This window comes from Azospirillum sp. A26 (genome assembly GCF_042604635.1).
GTDB classification, from domain to species: Bacteria; Pseudomonadota; Alphaproteobacteria; order Azospirillales; family Azospirillaceae; genus Azospirillum; species Azospirillum palustre.
On the sequence record NZ_CP170475.1, the window covers coordinates 250,518 to 268,374 of the forward strand.

At 67.2% G+C, this 17,857-nt stretch carries 12 protein-coding genes and 5 tRNA genes; 1 reads left to right on the forward strand and 16 read right to left on the reverse strand.

Annotated features, from left to right (window positions below):
- Nucleotides 1–75 precede the first annotated feature (75 nt).
- A complete protein-coding gene (locus ABNQ39_RS30005; protein ID WP_376965126.1) occupies nucleotides 76–1,320 on the reverse strand; it encodes a flagellin in 1,245 nt (414 codons plus the stop codon).
- A gap of 205 nt (nucleotides 1,321–1,525) precedes the next feature.
- The gene (locus ABNQ39_RS30010) at nucleotides 1,526–2,338 is read right to left on the reverse strand and encodes a winged helix-turn-helix domain-containing protein (RefSeq protein WP_376965128.1); all 813 of its coding nucleotides are present in this window, start codon (nucleotides 2,336–2,338) and stop codon (nucleotides 1,526–1,528) included.
- 466 nt (nucleotides 2,339–2,804) lie between these two features.
- Between ABNQ39_RS30010 and ABNQ39_RS30015 the strand changes: the two genes are divergently transcribed.
- Nucleotides 2,805–3,170, forward strand: coding sequence for a hypothetical protein (locus ABNQ39_RS30015; protein WP_376965130.1), 366 nt, complete (start codon nucleotides 2,805–2,807; stop codon nucleotides 3,168–3,170).
- Between the two features lie 75 nt (nucleotides 3,171–3,245).
- Here the strand turns inward: ABNQ39_RS30015 and ABNQ39_RS30020 are convergent, their stop codons facing one another.
- The 14 genes from ABNQ39_RS30020 to ABNQ39_RS30085 all read right to left on the reverse strand — a co-directional run bounded on the left by ABNQ39_RS30020 (nucleotide 3,246) and on the right by ABNQ39_RS30085 (nucleotide 17,731).
- The gene (locus ABNQ39_RS30020; protein ID WP_376965132.1) at nucleotides 3,246–6,773 is read right to left on the reverse strand and encodes an SNF2-related protein; all 3,528 of its coding nucleotides are present in this window, start codon (nucleotides 6,771–6,773) and stop codon (nucleotides 3,246–3,248) included.
- A 119-nt stretch (nucleotides 6,774–6,892) separates the two neighbouring features.
- Complete coding sequence (locus tag ABNQ39_RS30025) at nucleotides 6,893–7,624, reverse strand: hypothetical protein (RefSeq protein ID WP_376965134.1); 732 nt, start codon at nucleotides 7,622–7,624, stop codon at nucleotides 6,893–6,895.
- Between the two features lie 481 nt (nucleotides 7,625–8,105).
- Nucleotides 8,106–8,180 (reverse strand) — tRNA-Val (locus tag ABNQ39_RS30030).
- A 32-nt stretch (nucleotides 8,181–8,212) separates the two neighbouring features.
- Nucleotides 8,213–8,287, reverse strand: a tRNA-Gly gene (locus tag ABNQ39_RS30035).
- A gap of 4 nt (nucleotides 8,288–8,291) precedes the next feature.
- Nucleotides 8,292–8,368, reverse strand: a tRNA-Asp gene (locus tag ABNQ39_RS30040).
- Between the two features lie 73 nt (nucleotides 8,369–8,441).
- Nucleotides 8,442–8,517: transfer RNA gene (locus ABNQ39_RS30045), tRNA-Ala, on the reverse strand.
- Between the two features lie 38 nt (nucleotides 8,518–8,555).
- A tRNA-Leu gene (locus ABNQ39_RS30050) sits at nucleotides 8,556–8,642 on the reverse strand.
- 75 nt (nucleotides 8,643–8,717) lie between these two features.
- The gene (locus ABNQ39_RS30055; protein WP_376965745.1) at nucleotides 8,718–10,343 is read right to left on the reverse strand and encodes a phospholipase D-like domain-containing protein; all 1,626 of its coding nucleotides are present in this window, start codon (nucleotides 10,341–10,343) and stop codon (nucleotides 8,718–8,720) included.
- Nucleotides 10,344–10,460: 117 nt separating this feature from the next.
- The gene (locus tag ABNQ39_RS30060) at nucleotides 10,461–11,495 is read right to left on the reverse strand and encodes an aldose epimerase family protein (protein WP_376965136.1); all 1,035 of its coding nucleotides are present in this window, start codon (nucleotides 11,493–11,495) and stop codon (nucleotides 10,461–10,463) included.
- The gene (gene yjfF / locus ABNQ39_RS30065; RefSeq protein WP_376965138.1) at nucleotides 11,492–12,478 is read right to left on the reverse strand and encodes a galactofuranose ABC transporter, permease protein YjfF; all 987 of its coding nucleotides are present in this window, start codon (nucleotides 12,476–12,478) and stop codon (nucleotides 11,492–11,494) included. The genes ABNQ39_RS30060 and yjfF overlap by 4 nt, the downstream gene beginning before the upstream one ends.
- Nucleotides 12,475–13,518, reverse strand: a complete 1,044-nt coding sequence (locus ABNQ39_RS30070; protein WP_376965140.1) for an ABC transporter permease — start codon at nucleotides 13,516–13,518, stop codon at nucleotides 12,475–12,477. The genes yjfF and ABNQ39_RS30070 overlap by 4 nt, the downstream gene beginning before the upstream one ends.
- Nucleotides 13,515–15,086, reverse strand: coding sequence for a galactofuranose ABC transporter, ATP-binding protein YtfR (ytfR, locus tag ABNQ39_RS30075; RefSeq protein WP_376965142.1), 1,572 nt, complete (start codon nucleotides 15,084–15,086; stop codon nucleotides 13,515–13,517). The genes ABNQ39_RS30070 and ytfR overlap by 4 nt, the downstream gene beginning before the upstream one ends.
- 79 nt (nucleotides 15,087–15,165) lie before the next feature.
- Nucleotides 15,166–16,134: a galactofuranose ABC transporter, galactofuranose-binding protein YtfQ gene (gene ytfQ / locus ABNQ39_RS30080; RefSeq protein WP_098735378.1), complete on the reverse strand. Its 969-nt coding sequence runs from the start codon at nucleotides 16,132–16,134 to the stop codon at nucleotides 15,166–15,168.
- A gap of 439 nt (nucleotides 16,135–16,573) precedes the next feature.
- Nucleotides 16,574–17,731, reverse strand: a complete 1,158-nt coding sequence (locus ABNQ39_RS30085) for a porin (RefSeq protein WP_376965144.1) — start codon at nucleotides 17,729–17,731, stop codon at nucleotides 16,574–16,576.
- Nucleotides 17,732–17,857: the final 126 nt, after the last annotated feature.

Below are 17,857 nucleotides of genomic sequence, written 5' to 3' on the forward strand. Positions count from 1 at the left end.
ATGGCCGGCGGGGCGGCGCCATCGTCCAGGGGGTCGGACCCTGAAATTCAGCCGATGGCACCGCCCGTCAGGGGCTTAGCGGAACAGCGACAGGATGTTCTGCGGACCCTGGTTGGCGATGGACAGAGCCTGGATGGCGAGCTGCTGCTGGACTTGGAGGGCCTGCAGGCGGCTCGATTCCTCGTTCATGTCGGCATCGACCAGGGCGCCGATGCCCTTGTTCATCGAGTCGGTCAGCTTCGACACGAAGTCGTTCTGCACCGACACGCGGTTCTCGATGGAGCCGATGACCGACGCCTTGCCGATGGCGCTGTCGAGCAGCTTGTTGATGACCTCCAGCGACTTCTTCGAATTGTTGACCACGTCGATCTGGGTCAGATCGGCGAGGCCGCCGAAGGCGTCGCTCTCCTTCGAGCCGACCCACAGGCCGGACACCTGGGCGGTGAAGTTGCCGTCGGTGTTCACGTCCTGGTCGGTGAACTCCAGCGTGTCGCCGTTGAAGGCGACCTGGAAGTCGGCGCCGGCCGCCGTCAGGGCGGTGTTGACCGCCGTGGCGATGTTGCCCTGGGTGGTGGCCAGATCGGTGTCGTAGGTCTGGGCCGACAGGTCCACCGAGACGTCGACCTTGCTGCCGTCTTCCTTGGTGACCGTCAGCGTCATGGCGCCGAGGCCCAGGTTCTGACCGTCGATGAAGGTGGTGTCCGGCGCGCCCAGCTTGATGCCGACGGACGCCTTCAGGTCATTGGTCGAGTCGACCTGCTGCTCGATGGTGGCCTTGCCGACGATGGATTCCACGCGCATGTCCTGGCGCTGGAAATCGATGTAGCTCGGATCGACGTTGCCGTCGCTGCGGCTCAGCGAGGCGAGGATCGAGACGTTCTTGTCCTTGGCCGTGCCGTCGTTCGAATAGGTGACGCGCAGCAGGTTGTCGCCGTTGAAGGAGGCGTCGGCGGCGGCACCCTTGATCAGCTTTACCAGCTGGTCGACGTCGTTCTGGATCAGCGACTTGTCGACGCCGTTGGTCTGGCCGGCGATGACGCGGGCCTTCAGCGTCTGAAGGTTTTCGACGATGTTCTTGGAGGCCACCGACGCGGTATTGGTGGTGCCGGACCCCAGCTCCAGCGATTCCTTGACCGCCTTGAAGCCGGCGACGTCGGCCTTCATGGTGGTGGCGATCGACCAGTAGGCGGCATTGTCCTTGGCGTTGTTGACCTTCAGGCCGGTCGAGATGCGGTCCTGCGTGGTCTCCAGATCCCCGGTCACGCGACGCAGGGTCTGCAGCGCGGTCATGGCGGAGGTGTTCGTCATAATCGAGGCCATGGGTATCTCCATTCGCGAGATGCATGGCGCCTTTCTGACGCCGGGGCCAATCACGCCGGCCTTCCCGATCTGTTGTGCGGGGGCGCGAGCGGCGAATTCGAGGATGACCGGGCCGGTTTAAGCCGGGGTAAAAAATCGGACACGTTCGGGGCGGGCGGTGTTTTCGGTAGTCGGTGTCGGGCGGCAGGCGCTCGGACGCGGAGGATCAGCGCCCGACGGCGCGGGCGGCGGCGCGGGGGACCACCGGCGGGATGAAGGGGACGCGGGCTCCGGACAGCGCGCCGGCGTTCGACCAGCGGTCCAGCATCAGCTGGCCACGGTCGGGAGCGACATGGTCGGGCGGCGCCTCGAACTTGTAGCCGCGGCCATAGACCGTCTCGATGTAGCGGCCGCCGCCGGTCGCCGTGTCGATCTTCTTGCGCAGCTTGCAGATATAGACGTCGATCACCTTGTCGAGCGGGTCGGAGCCGGACAGGCCGTAGACCTCCTCGTAGATGTGTTCCTTCGACACCACGCGGCGGTGGTTGAGGGCCAGCACCGACAGGATGGCATGTTCGCGCTGGCTGAGGCGCAGGCGTTCGCCGTCCACCTCCGGATCGCGGCCGTCGAGGAAGACGGTCAGGCGGCCCACCGTCACCGCGTTGCTGGTCAGCCCGTAGGAGCGGCGGCGGATCGCCTCCAGCCGGGCGCGGATTTCGGTGCTGACGACCGGCTTCACAAGCACGTCGTCCGCCCCGGCCCGCAGGATGCCGGCGGTGGTGTTGGCGCAGCGGCGCTCGATCAGGCAGATGATCGCGGCGGTGACGTTGCGGGCGCGCAGCATGGCGACGCAGGCTTCGGTGTCGCCGACATCGCCGATGATGATCGCGTCATGGGTGATGTCGACGGAGCCATGCCCGCCCACCAGATCGCGCAGGCCATTCAGGTCCAGGCGGTCATGGTTAACCTTGCACAGGGCGAGTTGCTTTCCGATGGCGTCGGCGATCAGATCGGCTGGCTCAATCAGCAAAGCCTGCATTGGATTCTCCATTGTCGAGCAAGCGCAGATAAAGCATTGTTTTTTACGCAATTGCGCTGATGTCACATGCTTATCACAGCCCCAAAAGAACCTATCGAAAGGCAATATGTCAACAGATTGGGTTACCCGGATAGACATAGGCGCAACCCCGGTTTTACGCGGTTTTAATGGTTCCGTTCTACTAAAGACTGGATAAATTTTTATTCATGTGGCGTTTTACTTGGAAACTCTATGCGAATTTCGAGTGATCGCTGCAAACAACCATTAATTCGCTCATCCCCTATGGTTAACGTTGGTGATGAAACAGAAAACCAACGCTTACAAACATGAACGCTGGTTTAACCCTGATGTCCTAGGGTCCCCGGGCACCCGCGTTTGAGGAGGTTCCATGTCCGGAACGACGCTGTCCGTCCTTGGGGCGGCCACAGCCGCTGCTTGTCTGCTTGGGCTCGGAGGCTGTGCGCAATTGTCGCAGGCCCCAGACAGCGATTATCGCCAAGCCCTTGAAAAAGCGCTGACCGCCGGCCGGTGCGACGGCGACGCCGTGCGCGACCTGTGGTCGGCCTATGGGCGCTGGTACGGAGTCGCGTCCTCCATCGCCGGCCATCCGAAGACCGACGAGGCCGCAGCCCTGCTGCGCCAGGGCGACCAGTTCCGCATCCTGAATTGCCCGGAGGTGGCACGCGCGTCCTACCAGACGCTGATCCGCCGCTTTCCGGAGGATGGCTTCGCCCCGCTGCGCGAGGCGGCGCGGGCGTCTCTGCGGTCGCTGCCGGCCCCGCCGCCCGTTGCGGGCGGGCCGATCCCGGTCAGGCCACCGGCGGAGATCTGAGCGCCTTGCACCGACGGCCTTCGATCCTGACCGGTCGGCAGGGATACCGGCGCTCATCGTCAATGACCGCCGGTATTACCCGTCGATCGGGGCCAGCAGGAAGTCCAGATCGTCGGCGGTCAGCAGATCCTCCGCCGTCCGGTCCCGGTCGTAGACGGCCTCGCCCAGCCGGCGCTTGCGTTCCTGAAGCTGGACCATGCGCTCCTCCACCGTGCCGGCGGTGACCAGCTTGTAGACGAAGACCGGCTTGTCCTGGCCGATGCGGTGGGCGCGGTCGGTGGCCTGATCCTCCACCGCTGGGTTCCACCACGGATCGTAATGGATCACCGTGTCGGCGGCGGTCAGGTTCAGCCCGGTGCCGCCCGCCTTCAGGCTGATGAGGAACAGCGGCACCTCGCCCGCCTGGAACCGCCGGATCGGCGTCTCGCGGTCGCGGGTGTCGCCGGTCAGCTCGACGAAGGGAATGGCGAGCCGCTCCAGCTCCGGCCGGATCAGGTCGAACATCGAGGTGAACTGCGAGAACAGCAGGATACGGCGGCCATCGGCCAGCAGTTCCGGCAGCATTTCCAGCAGGCGGTCCAGCTTGGCCGACGATGCGCCCTTCGCCACGCGCTTGCGCGCGGTTTCCAGCTTCACCAGCCGCGGGTCGCAGCAGACCTGCCGCAGCTTCAGCAGCGCATCCAGGATGGTGATGTGGCTGCGCGCCAGCCCCTTCAGCGCCACCTCCTCGCGCACCCGCTTGTCCATGGCCAGGCGGATGGTCTCATACAGGTCGCGCTGGCTGTCGCCGGGCTCCACCGTCTCGACGATCTCGATCTTCGGCGGCAGGTCGGCAGCCACCTGCTCCTTGGTCCGGCGCAGCAGGAAGGGGCGGACGCGGCGGGCCAGCACACGCTGGCGCTCGGCGTCGCCATGCTTTTCGATGGGCGTGCGGAAGTTGCGGCGGAAGCCGGTGCGGTCGCCGAACAGCGACGGCACGCAGACCGCGAACAGCGCCCACAGCTCGTCCAGGTTGTTCTCCACCGGGGTGCCGGTCAGGCACAGGCGCTGACGCGCCTCCAGCGCCTGCGCCGCTTTGTAGGACTGGCCGGCGGGATTCTTCAGATACTGCGCCTCGTCGAAGATCGCCATGTGCCAGGGCTGCGCCGTCAGCACCTCGCGGTCGCGCGGCAGCAGGGCGTAGGAGGTCACCACCAGATCGTGCTCGGCCAGCGAGCCGTGCGCCGCCTTGCGCTGCGGCCCGTGCAGCACCAGGGTGCGCAGGGCCGGGGCGAAGCGCTGCACCTCCGCCCGCCAGTTGCCGAGCACGCTGGTCGGCGCGATCAGCAGGCTGGGGCGGTCGAGCCGCCCGGCCTCCTTCTCCGTCAGAAGATGGGCCAGCGCCTGCAAGGTCTTGCCCAGCCCCATGTCGTCGGCCAGGATGCCGCCGAAGCCGTGGCCGCCCAGGAATTGCAGCCAGTCCAGCCCCGTCCGCTGATAGGGGCGCAGGGTGGCGTTCAGCCCCTGCGGAGGCGTCACCGCCGGCACGCCGCCCGCCTCGCGCAGGGCCCGTCCCATATCGCGCACGGCATCGGCGCCCAGCAGCGGAATGCCGGCCGCCGCCGCCGCATCCTCCAGCGCCGACAGGTCGCCCAGATGGGACCGGCCGATCCGCAGTTCCCCGCCGCCGCGTTGCAGACCGAACAGCTCCATCAGCACGCCGATCATCGGCGTCAGCCGCTCGACATCCAGCGGGATGTAGCGGCTGACGCCGACCCGCACGAACATCGTCCCCGACGGGGCAAGCTGCTCCAGCACCGCCGCCAGGCCCAGCTCCCGTCCATCGCGGGTACCTGCGCCGCCGCCGTTCCCCCCGTCCTCATGGAACTCGTCGTCCAGCAGGTCCGGATCGATCCGGGACAGCGCGTCGATCACCTCGCGCAGGATGGGCAGCAGGTCGATGCGCTCGCCGCCGACATCGACGCCCAGCGACAGGCTGAACCAGTCGATGCCGGATCCGTCGCCGACCTCGAACGCCCAATCCTTCGGCGCGTCCAGAACCTCGAAGGGGAAATCCGGGGCGACCTCGACGATCCAGCCGGCGGCCTTCAGCTCCGGCAGATTGAAATGGCAGAAATTCAGCCAGATCGACCGCTCGTCGAACTCGTCGCCCGGCGCCGCGAACAGCTCATCCCGAACCGGCGGGCCGCCGCCGACGCTGAGCGGCAGCGGCGGAACGTCGAGGCCGGTCTCCTTCAAGCGCTTGACCGCCTTCTTCTCCTCCGCCGGCCGCCGCTCGGCGGTGACGAGGACGCCGTCCTCCATCCATTGCAGCGGCGGCCCGCCCCGCTTCCAAGGCAGGCGGATGCCGGCATAGTCAAACTGCAAATCGGCGACCGCGATCTCGGGAGCCTCCATCATCCCATAGCCCGACCGCCCATAGCCCGACTGATAAAGGCCGTACAGCCCCGCCGGCCGCGCCCTCGCCAGCCGCAGCACCGGCCGGGGCAGGACCCGGCGCCGCTCCGCCCGCGCCGGGGGATCCGGCAGCACCGGCAGGCGGTCGCCGAACCGCTCCGCCTCGGCCCGGAAGACGGCGACCTCTCCCGGCGGCAGCGGTGGGGCCGCCAGCAGCGCGGCTGCGATGTGCGGAGACACCGCCACCGCCTCGACCGGGCCGCAGGCGGCCTCCACCGGATCGACATAAAGCAGCGGCACGGTCGGCAGCACGACCGCGGGCGGTATGCCGTCCGATTTCGGTTCGATCGCGACGGTGAAGCGCTGGTTGCCGGCGCCGTCGGTTTCCCAGCGCGGCGTGCCGGACAGGGCCGGGCCGGGGCGCAACGGTTCCCCGTTACGGAAATCCTGCCAATAGAGCCGCCCGGTGCGCAGCATGCGTTCGACCAGCCAGGGAGCGACGTCGGAGGGCAGTTGGATGTCCTGTGACGCCCTCTGTCCGTTGCGCGATACCGCATCCAGCAGGTCATGGTCGGCGGGAGTGACGAACTTCGCGGACTTCAGGCTGGTGAACCCATTGGGGTCATAGGCCTTGTCGTCGCCGGAGAACTGGCCGTCCTTGCGCAGGGTGACGGAAATGACGCGGAGCAGCGGGGACCGCTCGCCGGAGCCGGAGTCACCGAGCTTCAGCACATAGAGCAGCCGCTTGCGGACAGTGTCGGCATAGGGCTCGTCGGAATCGCGCTGCGCCGCCGCGGCCAGACGTGCCAGCAACCCCTTGACCGGCGCCGAAAGTCCGGCGTCCGCCGGCATCGCCGGCGTGGTCCGCAATGCCACGGCCTGCGAGGCCACACTCTGCGACGGCGCGGCCGAACGCTCCGCCCAGGCCAGCATCGCCGCCACGACATGCTTGCAATTGTAGCCGACCGGACAGTCGCACATGCCATCCAGCTTGCGCGGCACGCCCTTGACCAGATCGATCGAGATGTCCGGCCGGTAGGTCGCCCGGCCCGATCCCCGAACCGACGCGTTCACGGTCCAGCTGTCGCGATGCCCGTGCTGTCCCTCAACCTTCTGGACTCGCCCCTCCTGCCAATAGGCGCGGCCCCGCTCGAACGTGCCGGGATCGACGAGGCGACGAAGATCGGACGGGGAAAACACGGGCATACCTCTCCCTTTCGGCTCTCCGCACGGCAGCTGGACAGCCGGCCTCTGAGGGAAACGGAGCTACAGTAGCAGCCTGCCCACCGGCCGCAACCCGCCCTGCGGGATCGCGTTCGCCACCCTCACCCCACCGGTTCAAGAAGCATGATCGCGGCAAGCAATTCGTCGGCGCCACGGCGATCCTCACCGAACGGCACCACAGCCGTGTAGACGGCTCCGTTCTGCTCAAATCGATAGCGAATCTCCAGAAACGCCGTCTCAACGGTCCGTATCCTGGTGGTGGAGCGGCGGCCCATGGTCCAGGCACTGAGAAAGCCCCCGCCCGAAACCCAACCGAATGACAGGGAGCTGCCATGCGAAGTCTTGGCGATATGCGTTGCCTCACGCTCGACACTGACGCTGACGATCTGTTGCCGGTTAAGCCAAAGCTGATTGTAATCCGTTGAACGATCAACAATTACCAGATGCCCGCCCCGTGTGATCGCCAAAGCTCCGGGCACCGTAAGGAACCAGGAGCGCCACAGCGACGCGGGTTCACGAAGAGATTGCATTTGTGTCTGCAAAACCTGCGCGGCGGCCTTGTAGCGCACGTAGCGCATGGGACGGACAATGATCTTTTCGGCAACTTTAATTATCAGGCCACAAATCAGGAACGAAACAACTCCATTGATAAAGGCTCTAAACAGGTCCGCTTCGATCAGTGAACCGATGGTTGGGATAACAAAGAAAATTGCGAGGATGACAAGAGGAATGATTGAAGCGATCTTCTCCGTCACTTCGACTTTTCTTACAATTTGCTCGTTGTTCGGAACGGGCGTTTCATGCGCCGTTAGTTCCAGAATCTCAACTGACATATTATTATATGCTCCTATAAGCAGCTTCCGGAGGTATTGGGACCTCCGATAACCATATACAAGCATCCCATTCCGCTGCGAACCATAAAGAGTTGCGTCATGCGGTACAATTTCTGGTTTATAGCCCGTCCGATGCTCATTGAAGCATCAGACAGACTCCAACCTATTGATTTTCGGTGCGATCCACGTTTCAAGCGATACCGCCTGAAACGATGGCACTCCAAGAGAGGTGGCAGATCGGCGGTCGCGGTATGGTCTTTGCCAGCCCCGCTTCCCATTGCGCAGGCCAACCGTCGATTGCCGGGCTCCGGATCGCCGGGCCATCGACGACCCCTTCAGGTCGTTCACGGATGGAAAGCGGCTTACCGCGCGTACTATTCAGCAGACAGCAAAAGGGCCGCCGGTCGACAGACCGGCAGCCCAGCGCGTTCGAACCGCCCCTCAGCGGCAAGCGCCACTGAGGGACAGGCCCTTCAAAGGATGGTGGTCCCGACTGGGATTGAACCAGTGACCCCTACGATGTCAACGTAGTGCTCTCCCGCTGAGCTACGAGACCACGGGAACCCTGTAAACTGTCGCTCCAGATCATGGAGCGGGCGAAGGGATTCGAACCCTCGACCCCAACCTTGGCAAGGTTGTGCTCTACCCCTGAGCTACGCCCGCAAAGTGGCGCGAGTGACGGGACTTGAACCCGCGGCCTCCGGCGTGACAGGCCGGCGCTCTAACCAACTGAGCTACACCCGCGCTGAGGAGCGGCGCCTTATACAAGGCTTCACCCCGACAGACAAGACCTAAACCTACCCAAACTCTTCAGAAGTGGTGGAGCCAATCGGGATCGAACCGATGACCTCTACAATGCCATTGTAGCGCTCTCCCAGCTGAGCTATGGCCCCACTATACTTCTGCACCTCTACACCAACACTTGAAGTGTTGGTGCGCTTGGAGGGACTCGAACCCCCACGGCCTTTCAGCCACTAGGACCTGAACCTAGCGCGTCTACCAATTCCGCCACAAGCGCTTTTCCCCGCACCGCGTTGGGCGCCGCGGGGAGCGCTTATGTAGCGGGATGGATCGCGGCCCGCAAGCAGAGAATTCACTCTCCACGCATTTTTTTCTGACGCCCGTTCCGGCGGGCCAGAAGGGCCAGTCCGACCCCCACCGCCGCCACCGCGGCCACCCCGGCGCCGATGCGCCATGCCGTCCGGTTCACGTCGCCGAACACCGTCGCCCCGCGCAGGATGGTGGTCGCCATCGGCTCCGGACGGTCGGGGTCGAGCAGCCGCTCCTCCACCAGCTTGCGTTCCGTCTCGGTCAGCGGCTGCGGCTCCAGCGGGCGGAGCGAGCGGCCGGCCGGGCGGATCAGCCGGTCAATCGTGGCGGTCAGCGACCCGGTCGCCTCCTCGGTGCGCTCCACCTCCTCGACAGTGACGCCCAGATGCTCCGCCATCAGGCGGGTGCGGACCGAGCGGATGGACCGGCAGACCTCCGGCCGTTCGCCCGGCGCGCACTCGATGGCGAGGTCGCATTCGGTGTCCAGCCCCTGGGACCGGTTGTTGATGTTGGACGACCCCACCCGCAGCAGCCGGTCGTCGACCACCAGCACCTTGGCATGGACATAGATGCCCTCGCCGCCCTCGGTCACCGGCGCCAGGATGCGGAAGCGGGGGTTGGCGACGGCCTCGTGCAGGCGCTGGAGCAGCAGCGAGCGGGCGCTGCCCATCGACTCCTCCTCGATCCAGGCGGGCGTGCGCTCGGGATTGATCACCACCACCTCGGGCCCGTCGGGCTCCGACAGCCGCTCGATGATGGCGCCGACGATCTTCTGCGAGGCGAAATACTGGCTTTCCAGATAGATGAAATCGCGCGCGGCGGCGATGGCGGCCAGATAGAGCGCCTCGATCTCGCGCACGCCGCGCTTGCCGGTCTTCTGCGTCCCCTCATGGTCCGCCATGGGGTCGGTGCGGGCGATGGCGACGGGGAGGTCGCGGAAGTCGGGCTCCAGATCGTCGGGCCAGAAGGCCGGGACCGGCGGCGGCGGGGTCAGCAGCTCGCCGGTCGCCCGGTGCCAGCGCTCCCGCGCCAGCTCGCCCAGCGCCCGCGCCGCGGCGCCGTCGACGGCGGTGGTCACGTCATGGAAAGGGCCGTAGGCCTCGCCGTTCGGCCGCACCCGCCGGGGATCGCCGTCGCGGTGGCCGGGCGTGTCCCAGCGGTCGGTGGTCATGTCGATGCCGCCGCAGAAGGCCAGCGCATCGTCGATGATGGCGATCTTCTGGTGGTGGCAGGCGCCGGGCGGGTGGGCGGAGTCCAGGCGGAAGCGCAGGCGCCGGCTGCTGATCCAGTCGAGCAGCACCAGCGGCGTCCCGCCGCGGAACGGCATCTTCAGGATCGCCAGATCCCATTTCAGCACATTGATGGTCAGCTCCGGCCGGACCCGGACGATCCAGCTCAGGAAATCGCCCAGCTCGTTCGGCACGCCCGGCATCGGATCGTCGGGTTCCAGCTTGATCCGGGTGTCGAAATCCCAGCCGATCAGCATCACCGTGTGGCGGGCGTTCAGGATGGCCGCCTTGATCCGGGCGAAATAGGCGGCGGCGTCGATGATGACCGCCACGCGGTCCGCCGTCTCCATCCGCCAGCAGGTCCGGCCCGGCACCAGGATCGGGCCTGTCGAGGTCTGGCTGGGCTGGCAATTGGGGCTTGGGCGGGCGGCGTCAGGCATCGCGGCCATGTCGACCATTCCTTCCGGCATCGTGGGCATCATCGCAAGGGCGACAGCGGAGCCGCTGCCGTGCCTTGGATGAACCCGCGAAGCCGCCGGACGGTTCCCGCCCTGCGCTCAGCCCGCCCGGAATCGCAGCTGCATCTGGTGGCAGTAGGTCTCGCCGGGATCGAGCCGGGCCGAGGGGAAATGGCCGATGTTCGGGCTGCCGGGGAAGCGCTGGCTTTCCAGTGCCAGCCCGGCGAAGCGGCAATAGGGCTGCCCGCCCTTGCCGACGATTGTCTCGCTGAGATAGCCGCCGGTGTAGACCTGCAAGCCCGGCTGGTCGGTCGCCAGCTCCATCCGCCGGCCGCTGGCCGGATGCTCCAGCAGCGCCACCGGCCGCAGCTCGCCCGCCGGCCCCTCCAGGCACCAGTTGTGGTCAAAGCCGAAACCGCCGACCGCCTCCAGCGCCTCGCCCAGTTCCACCCCGCCGCGCAGGTCGAAGGGGGTGCCGTCCACCGGCCGCACCTCCCCGGTCGGGATCAGGTCGGTGCCCACCGGCGTGATGAAGCCGCCGCGCACCGTCAGCCGCTGGTCGCGCAGGTCGCCCGATGCGTGGCCGGCGAGGTTCCAGTAGCTGTGATGGACGATGTTGACGATGGTCGCCCGGTCGGTCGTCGCCGTCATGGCGATGTCCAGAACCCCATCGTCCATCAGTTGGTAGCGCGTCGTCGCCGTCAGCGTGCCGGGATAGCCCTGGTCGCCATCCGGCGAGACCAGCGTGAAGGTGACGGCGTTCGCGGCCGCATCGACCTCCGCCTGCCAGAGCCGCCGGTCGAACCCGTCCGGCCCGCCATGCAGCTGGTTTGGCGGCTCGTTGACGGCCAGCGCATGGCGCACCCCGTCCAGCGTGAAGGCCGCACCGCCGATGCGGTTGCCATAGCGGCCGCAGGTGGCGCCGAAATAGGCGTCGCTCGCCAAGTAATCGGCCAACCGGTCGAAGCCCAGCACCACGTCGGCGGCGGTTCCGTCGCGGCCGGGCACCAGCATCCGCACCAGCCGGGCGCCATGGGCGATCACCGTCGCCTCCAGCCCGCCGGCGGAGAGGGTGAAGCCCTCCACCGGCCGGCCCTCGACGGTGTCGAACAGGAAACTCTCGATGGGCATCATGCCTCCGCCGGTTCGCCGCCGCGGCCGGCCCAGACCACCAGCAGGCCCTTCTGCAACAGGATGAAAACGAACAACAGCACGCCGATGGCGATCTTGGTCCACCAGCTGCTCAAGGTGCCGTCGAAGGTGATGTAGGTCTGGATCAGCCCCTGGATCAGCACGCCGACGAAGGTGCCGACGACATAGCCGTAGCCGCCGGTCAGCTGGGTGCCGCCGATCACCACCGCGGTGATGGTGTCCAGCTCCACCCCGGTCGCCGCCAGCGAATAGCCGGCCCCGGTGTAGAGCGAGAAGACGATCCCGGCCAGCCCGGCCAGCAGCCCCGACAGCCCATAGACCGCCACCGTCGTCCGCGCCACCGGCACGCCCATCAGCTCCGCCGACTGGCGGTTGCCGCCCAGCGCATAGAGGTTGGCGCCGAAGCGCGTCCAGTGCGCCAGCACCACCGCCGCGACCACCACCCCCAGCATCAGCAGCGCCGGCAGGCTCAGCTTCAGCCCGAAGTCGAAGCGCAGCGCCATGTCGTTCAGCTCGCCATAGAGCGGGTGGTTGATCGGCACCGAATCGGTGGTCAGGACGAAGCCCAGCCCACGGGCAATGAACATCCCGGCCAGCGTGACGATGAAGGGCGGCATCTGGAAGACATGGATCACCCCGCCCATCGCCGCGCCGAAGCCGCCGGCGGCGATCAGCGCCACGGCGAAGGCGGGAACCGGGTGCCAGCCGCCATGCTCGATCAGCACGGCCAGCAGCACGGTGGTGAAGCCGATAACCGCGCCCACCGACAGGTCGATGCCGCCGGACAGGATGACGAAGGTCATGCCGACCGCGGTGATGCCGAGAAAGGCGTTGTCGGTCAAAAGGTTCGCCACCACCCGCCAGGAGGCGAAGTTGGGGAACTGCGCCGCGCAGATCAGGAATCCCACCACCAGCACGGCGGTGGTGACGATCAGCGGCAGAAAGCGCTGGAGTGCACCGGTCATGGTTTCGCCCCTCCGCTGGTCGGCGCCACCGGCGGCTTGACCGTCCCGATCGGCCGGGCGCCCCTGGGCCGCGGCAGGAGCAGGGTCAGCGTCGGCGATTGCAGCAGCAGGACGACCAGCAGGACGCCCGCCTTGACGATCAGGTTGAATTCCGGCTTGAAGCCGCTCAGCAGGATGCCGGTGTTCATCGACTGGATGATCAGCGCGCCCACCACCGACAGCACCAACCCGAAGCGCCCGCCGAGCAGCGAGGTGCCGCCGACCACCACCGCGAGGATGGCGTCCAGCTCCAGCCACAGCCCGGCATTGTTGGCGTCGGCGCCGCGGATGTCGGCGGTGACGATCAGCCCGGCCACCGCCGCGCACAGCCCGCACCAGACATAGACGGCGACCAGCACCACCGGCGTGTTGACGCCGGCCCCGGCGCTCGACAGCCGGTTGACGCCGACCGCCTCGATCATCAGCCCCAGCGCCGTCGCCCGCACCAGCAGCACCGTCACCGCCAGCACGACGACAGTCAGCACCACCGGCATCGGCACGGTCAGGAAGGACCCGCTGCCGATGAAGGCCAGCGCTGGGCTGGTGAAGGTGACGATCTGCCCTTCCGTCACCAGCTGGGCAATGCCGCGGCCGGCGACCATCAGGATCAGGGTGGCGATGATCGGCTGGATGCGCAGGACCGCCACCAGCAGGCCGTTCCACAGACCGCACAGCAGGCCTGCCGCCAGCGACGCCGCCAGCACCGCCGGCAGGCTCCAGCCCGCCCCGGTCATGGTGGCGGCGATGGCGCCGGAAATCGCCATGACGGCACCGACCGACAGGTCGACGCCGCGGGTGGCGATGACCATGGTCATGCCGACGGCGAGCAGCGCCACGGGGGCGCCGCGGTTCAGCACGTCGATCAGGCTGCCGAACAGCCGGCCGTCCTGGAGACGGATGGCGAAGAAATCGGGAAACAGCAGCCAGTTGGCCAGCAGGACGGCGATCAGCGCGCCATATTGCGGCAAATTGCGCGCCGGGCCGGGGGCGGACAGCGTCATTGCCGCACCTCCGCGCCCGATCCGGCTACATTGGGCGTCTCCGACGCGATGGCGGCGACGATGCGCTCCACGCTGACCTCTCCTCCCCTCAGTTCCGCCACATGGCGGCGGTCGCGCAGCACGACGACGCGGCGGCTGTAGGCGACGATCTCCTCCAGCTCCGACGACACCACCAGCAGCGCCATGCCGTCGGCGCACAGCCGCTCGATCAGGCGGATGATCTCGGCATGCGCCCCGACATCGATGCCGCGCGTCGGCTCGTCGAGGATCAGCAGCCGCGGCTCGGTCGCCAGCCAGCGCGCCAGCAGCGCCTTCTGCTGGTTGCCGCCCGACAGCAGCTGGATCGGCCGCTCGGCGTCCGGCGTGCGGATGTCGAGCAGGCGGATGAAGCGGTCGGCGATCTCCTCCTGGCGGCGGCGCGGGATCGGCTTCAGCCAGCCCTGCCGCGCCTGGAGCGCCAGGATGATGTTCTCGCGCACCGACAGCTCGCCGACGATGCCCTCCTTCTTGCGGTCCTCCGGGCAGAAGCCGAAGCCGAGCCTCACAGCCTCGCGCGGGCCCCTGAGCCGCACCGTCCGGCCGTCCACCGTCGCCTCGCCCTTGTCGGCGCGGTCCATGCCGAAGACCAGCCGGACCGTCTCCGTGCGGCCTGAGCCCAGCAGCCCGGCCAGCGCCACCACCTCGCCGGGGCGGATGTCGAGGTCGAAGGGCTCGACGCTGCGCGCCTTGCCGAATCCCTTGAAGCTGGCCAGCGGCGGACGGCTGTCCAGCTCGGCCGGGCCAAGGTCGATGCGGTGCGCCGCCGCCTCCAGCTCCCGCCCCAGCATCATGGCGACGAGGTCGAGGCGCGGCAGCTCCGCCGTGCGCCGCTCGCCGACCAGCCGGCCGTTGCGCAGCACGGTGATGCTGTCGCAGACCTCATAGACCTGATCGAGGAAATGGGTGACGAAGACGATGCCGATCCCGCGCGAGCGCAGGGTCCGCATCACCCGGAACAGCACCGCCACCTCCTGCGCGTCCAGGCTGGCGGTGGGCTCGTCGAGGATCAGCACCTTGGCCGACATGTCGACCGCCCGCGCGATGGCGATGATCTGTTGCGTCGCGACCGAGAAGCGCCCGAGCGGCGCGGTCACGTCGATCGACAGCCCATAGGGGTGCAGCACCGCCCGCGCCCGCCGCCGCATGGCGCCGCGGTCGACCAGCCCCCAGCGCATGGGCTGGCGCCCCAGGAACAGGTTCTCCGCCACCGACAGGTTCGGCAGCAAATTGACCTCCTGATAGACGGTGCCGATGTGCAGGCGCTGCGCCTCCTCGACCCCGCGCGGGGCGATCTCCCGCCCCTCCAGCGCCACGGCGCCGCCGTCGCGCTGGTAGACGCCGGTCAGCGTCTTGATGAGCGTCGATTTGCCGGCGCCGTTCTCGCCCAGCAGGGCATGGATCTCGCCATGGCGCAGGGTGAAATCGACGCCGTCGAGCGCCTGGACGCCGAGAAACGCCTTCGACAGCCCGCGGATCGCCAGCAGCGGCCCCGAGGAGGATATGGAAGGGGGAGCGGTGGATGCCGTCATGGCGGACCTCGCCGGATGCGCAACGAAATGTGTGGGGCCGCGGGAGAGATGCTCCCGCGGCCCCAACCCTCAACCCAGATCAGTAGGCGTCCTTGCGGCGCTCGTACTCGGCCTTGGCGGTGTCCGGGGTGAACAGGGCCGATTCGGTCTGGATCCACTTCGGCGGCGCCTTGCCGTCCTTCTTGAAGGCGATCAGCGCGTCATAGGCCGGGCCGGCCATGTTCGGCGTCAGCTCGACCGTGGCGTTCGCCTCGCCTTCCGACATCGCCTTGAAGATGTCCGGCACGCCGTCGATGGAGACGACCAGGATGTCCTTGCCCGGCTTCAGGCCGGCTTCCTTGATCGCCTGGATGGCGCCGACGGCCATGTCGTCGTTGTGGGCGTAGACGGCGCAGATGCCCTTCCCGCCATTCTCGGCCTTGATGAAGCTCTCCATCACCTCCTTGCCCTTGGCGCGGGTGAAGTCGCCGGACTGGGTGCGGACGATCTTCATGCCGGGATTCTTGGCGACGATCTCGTCGAAGCCCTTCTTGCGGTTGATGGCGGGCGAGGAGCCGACGGTGCCCTGCAACTCGACCACGGCGCATTTGCCGCCGGTCTGCTTGGCCAGCCATTCGCCGGCCACCCGGCCCTCATGCACCGTGTCGGAGGTGACGGCGGTCATGTAGAGGCTCTGGTCCTTGGTCTCGATCTGACGGTCGAGCAGAACCACCGGGATCTTCGCCTCCTTGGCCTCCTTCAGCACCGAATCCCAGCCGGTCGCCACCACCGGCGCGATGAAGATCGCATCGACGCCCTGGGCGACGAAGGAGCGCACCGCCTTGATCTGGTTTTCCTGCTTCTGCTGGGCATCGGAGATCTTCAGGTCGATGCCGCGCTTGTCGGCCTCCGCCTTGGCGGTCTTGGTCTCGGCCGCGCGCCAGCCGGACTCAGAGCCGATCTGCGAGAAGCCGACCACCAGCTTCTTGTCGGCGGCCTGGACGGCGCCGAGCCCGATGAACAGGGCCGCGGCGGCGGTGGCGGCGGAGATCACCCATTTCCTGGACATCCGATTCACTCCCTGAGTGTTTATGGCGAGGTTTTATTGCGGTGCGCGATGGACAAAGGATAAGGGACGAGGGGCAGGCGACGGGACGGGGCGCTGAAAGGTCGTGATCGCGGCCCGGTCCGGAATTGTTCGTCATGCCTACTTTAAGTACGCAGAACCATAACTGTCCAATACGATTCTCGACCGATGCGATGCCGAAAAGGATATATCCGGCCAAAGAAGCGGTCCGAAATCCGGTCAAAAAAACGGCCGGGCAGCGGAGGGCCGCCCGGCCGTGAGGTGACCCCGTTCCAGCCTGGACCGGGGCCGACGCACCCGAGGGAGAGCGCGCCGGGACGCAACCACCGCGGCGGGATGGAGAGAACACCGCGGCGGCGCGAAGCCGAAGGAGACGGAAAAGGCCAGGACGTCGGTCGGCCTTTTTCGGAACGACAGGCTGTTAGAAGGCCAGATCGGTCCGGATGATGAAGATGTCGCCCTTGTCGCTGTTGGCGGCGACGTCGGAGGTGAGCTTGAAGTGGTTGTATTCCGGCGCGAGGCTGAAGCCGGGAGCGACGACATACTTGGCGCCGACGGTGATCAGCTCGAACTTGCTGCGGCCGCGCACCGTCAGGTCGCCGGCATCCTTGGCGTTCAGGTAGCCGACGCCCAACGTGGTGGCGCCGAAGGTGTACTGCGCGCCGGCGGTCCAGACGTCCTGCTTCTCGCGGCTGACGATGCCGGCGGTGCCGGCCTTGGCATAGCCGCTGTCGCCCGACCAGGCATAGCTGCCGCCGATCTTGAAGCCGGCATAGGCCAGCGTCAGGCCGGCATGGGTCGAGGACAGATCGTCGAAGCTGGCCGCCGGGGTGGTGGTGGAGTTCTTGGCCTCGCCGCCCAGGTAGAACAGGCTGCCGTTGATCGCGACACCGCCGAAGCTGTTGGTGTAGGTGCCGCCGACTTCGTACACGTCGCGGTAGGCGCCGGTGCGGTTGGCCGAGGCAAGCGCCAGCTTGGAGCGGTTGACGTCGGTGTTGCTGCTGTCCGACGCCGGCTGGTAGGAGGCGCCGAGCTTGAAGCCGGCGATCTCCGGCGTCCAGTAGGTGGCGCGGGTGGCGCTGTTGCCGGAGATCAGCGCGCGGATGTTGCCGATGGTGACCGGCGCGTTGGCCGCGCTGTTGCCGAGCCAGGACGGGAAGGAGCCGTCGACGCCGCCGGTGCCCCAGTCGGACGGGGCGATGATGCCGCTGTCGTCGGACGGGCCGTTCTCGACGCCCAGATGCAGGACGCCGAAGCCGCCGTTGACGAAGATGAAGGCACGGTCGTTGGTGACGGTGCGGGCGTTGTTGGTGCCGTTCTCCGCCAGCAGGCGGATGCGGGCGCCGTATTCCAGCCCGTTGTCGGCCTTGGCCTTCGGCGTCACCAGCAGGCGCAGGCGGTTGCGGAACTCGGTGTTGCGCTGGCCGGAGTCGCGGTCCTGGTTGACGTAACCGCCTTCGAAATAGGCGTCGCCGCCCAGCATGATGTCGAACTTCGATTGGGCGGAGGCGGAGCCGGTCGCCATGACACAGGCGAGCGAAAGGGTGGCTGCGCCAAGCAGCAGAGCTGATCTCACCATTTGCGTTTCCTCTAAATGCGGTTTGTTTTTGCTTCGATGCACTGGGTGGGAGCGATGCTTCGGCGATGCGTCAGGCGCACGCCCTGCCCGACCGTCAGGCCCGGCGCGGGGCCGGGTCCGACAGTG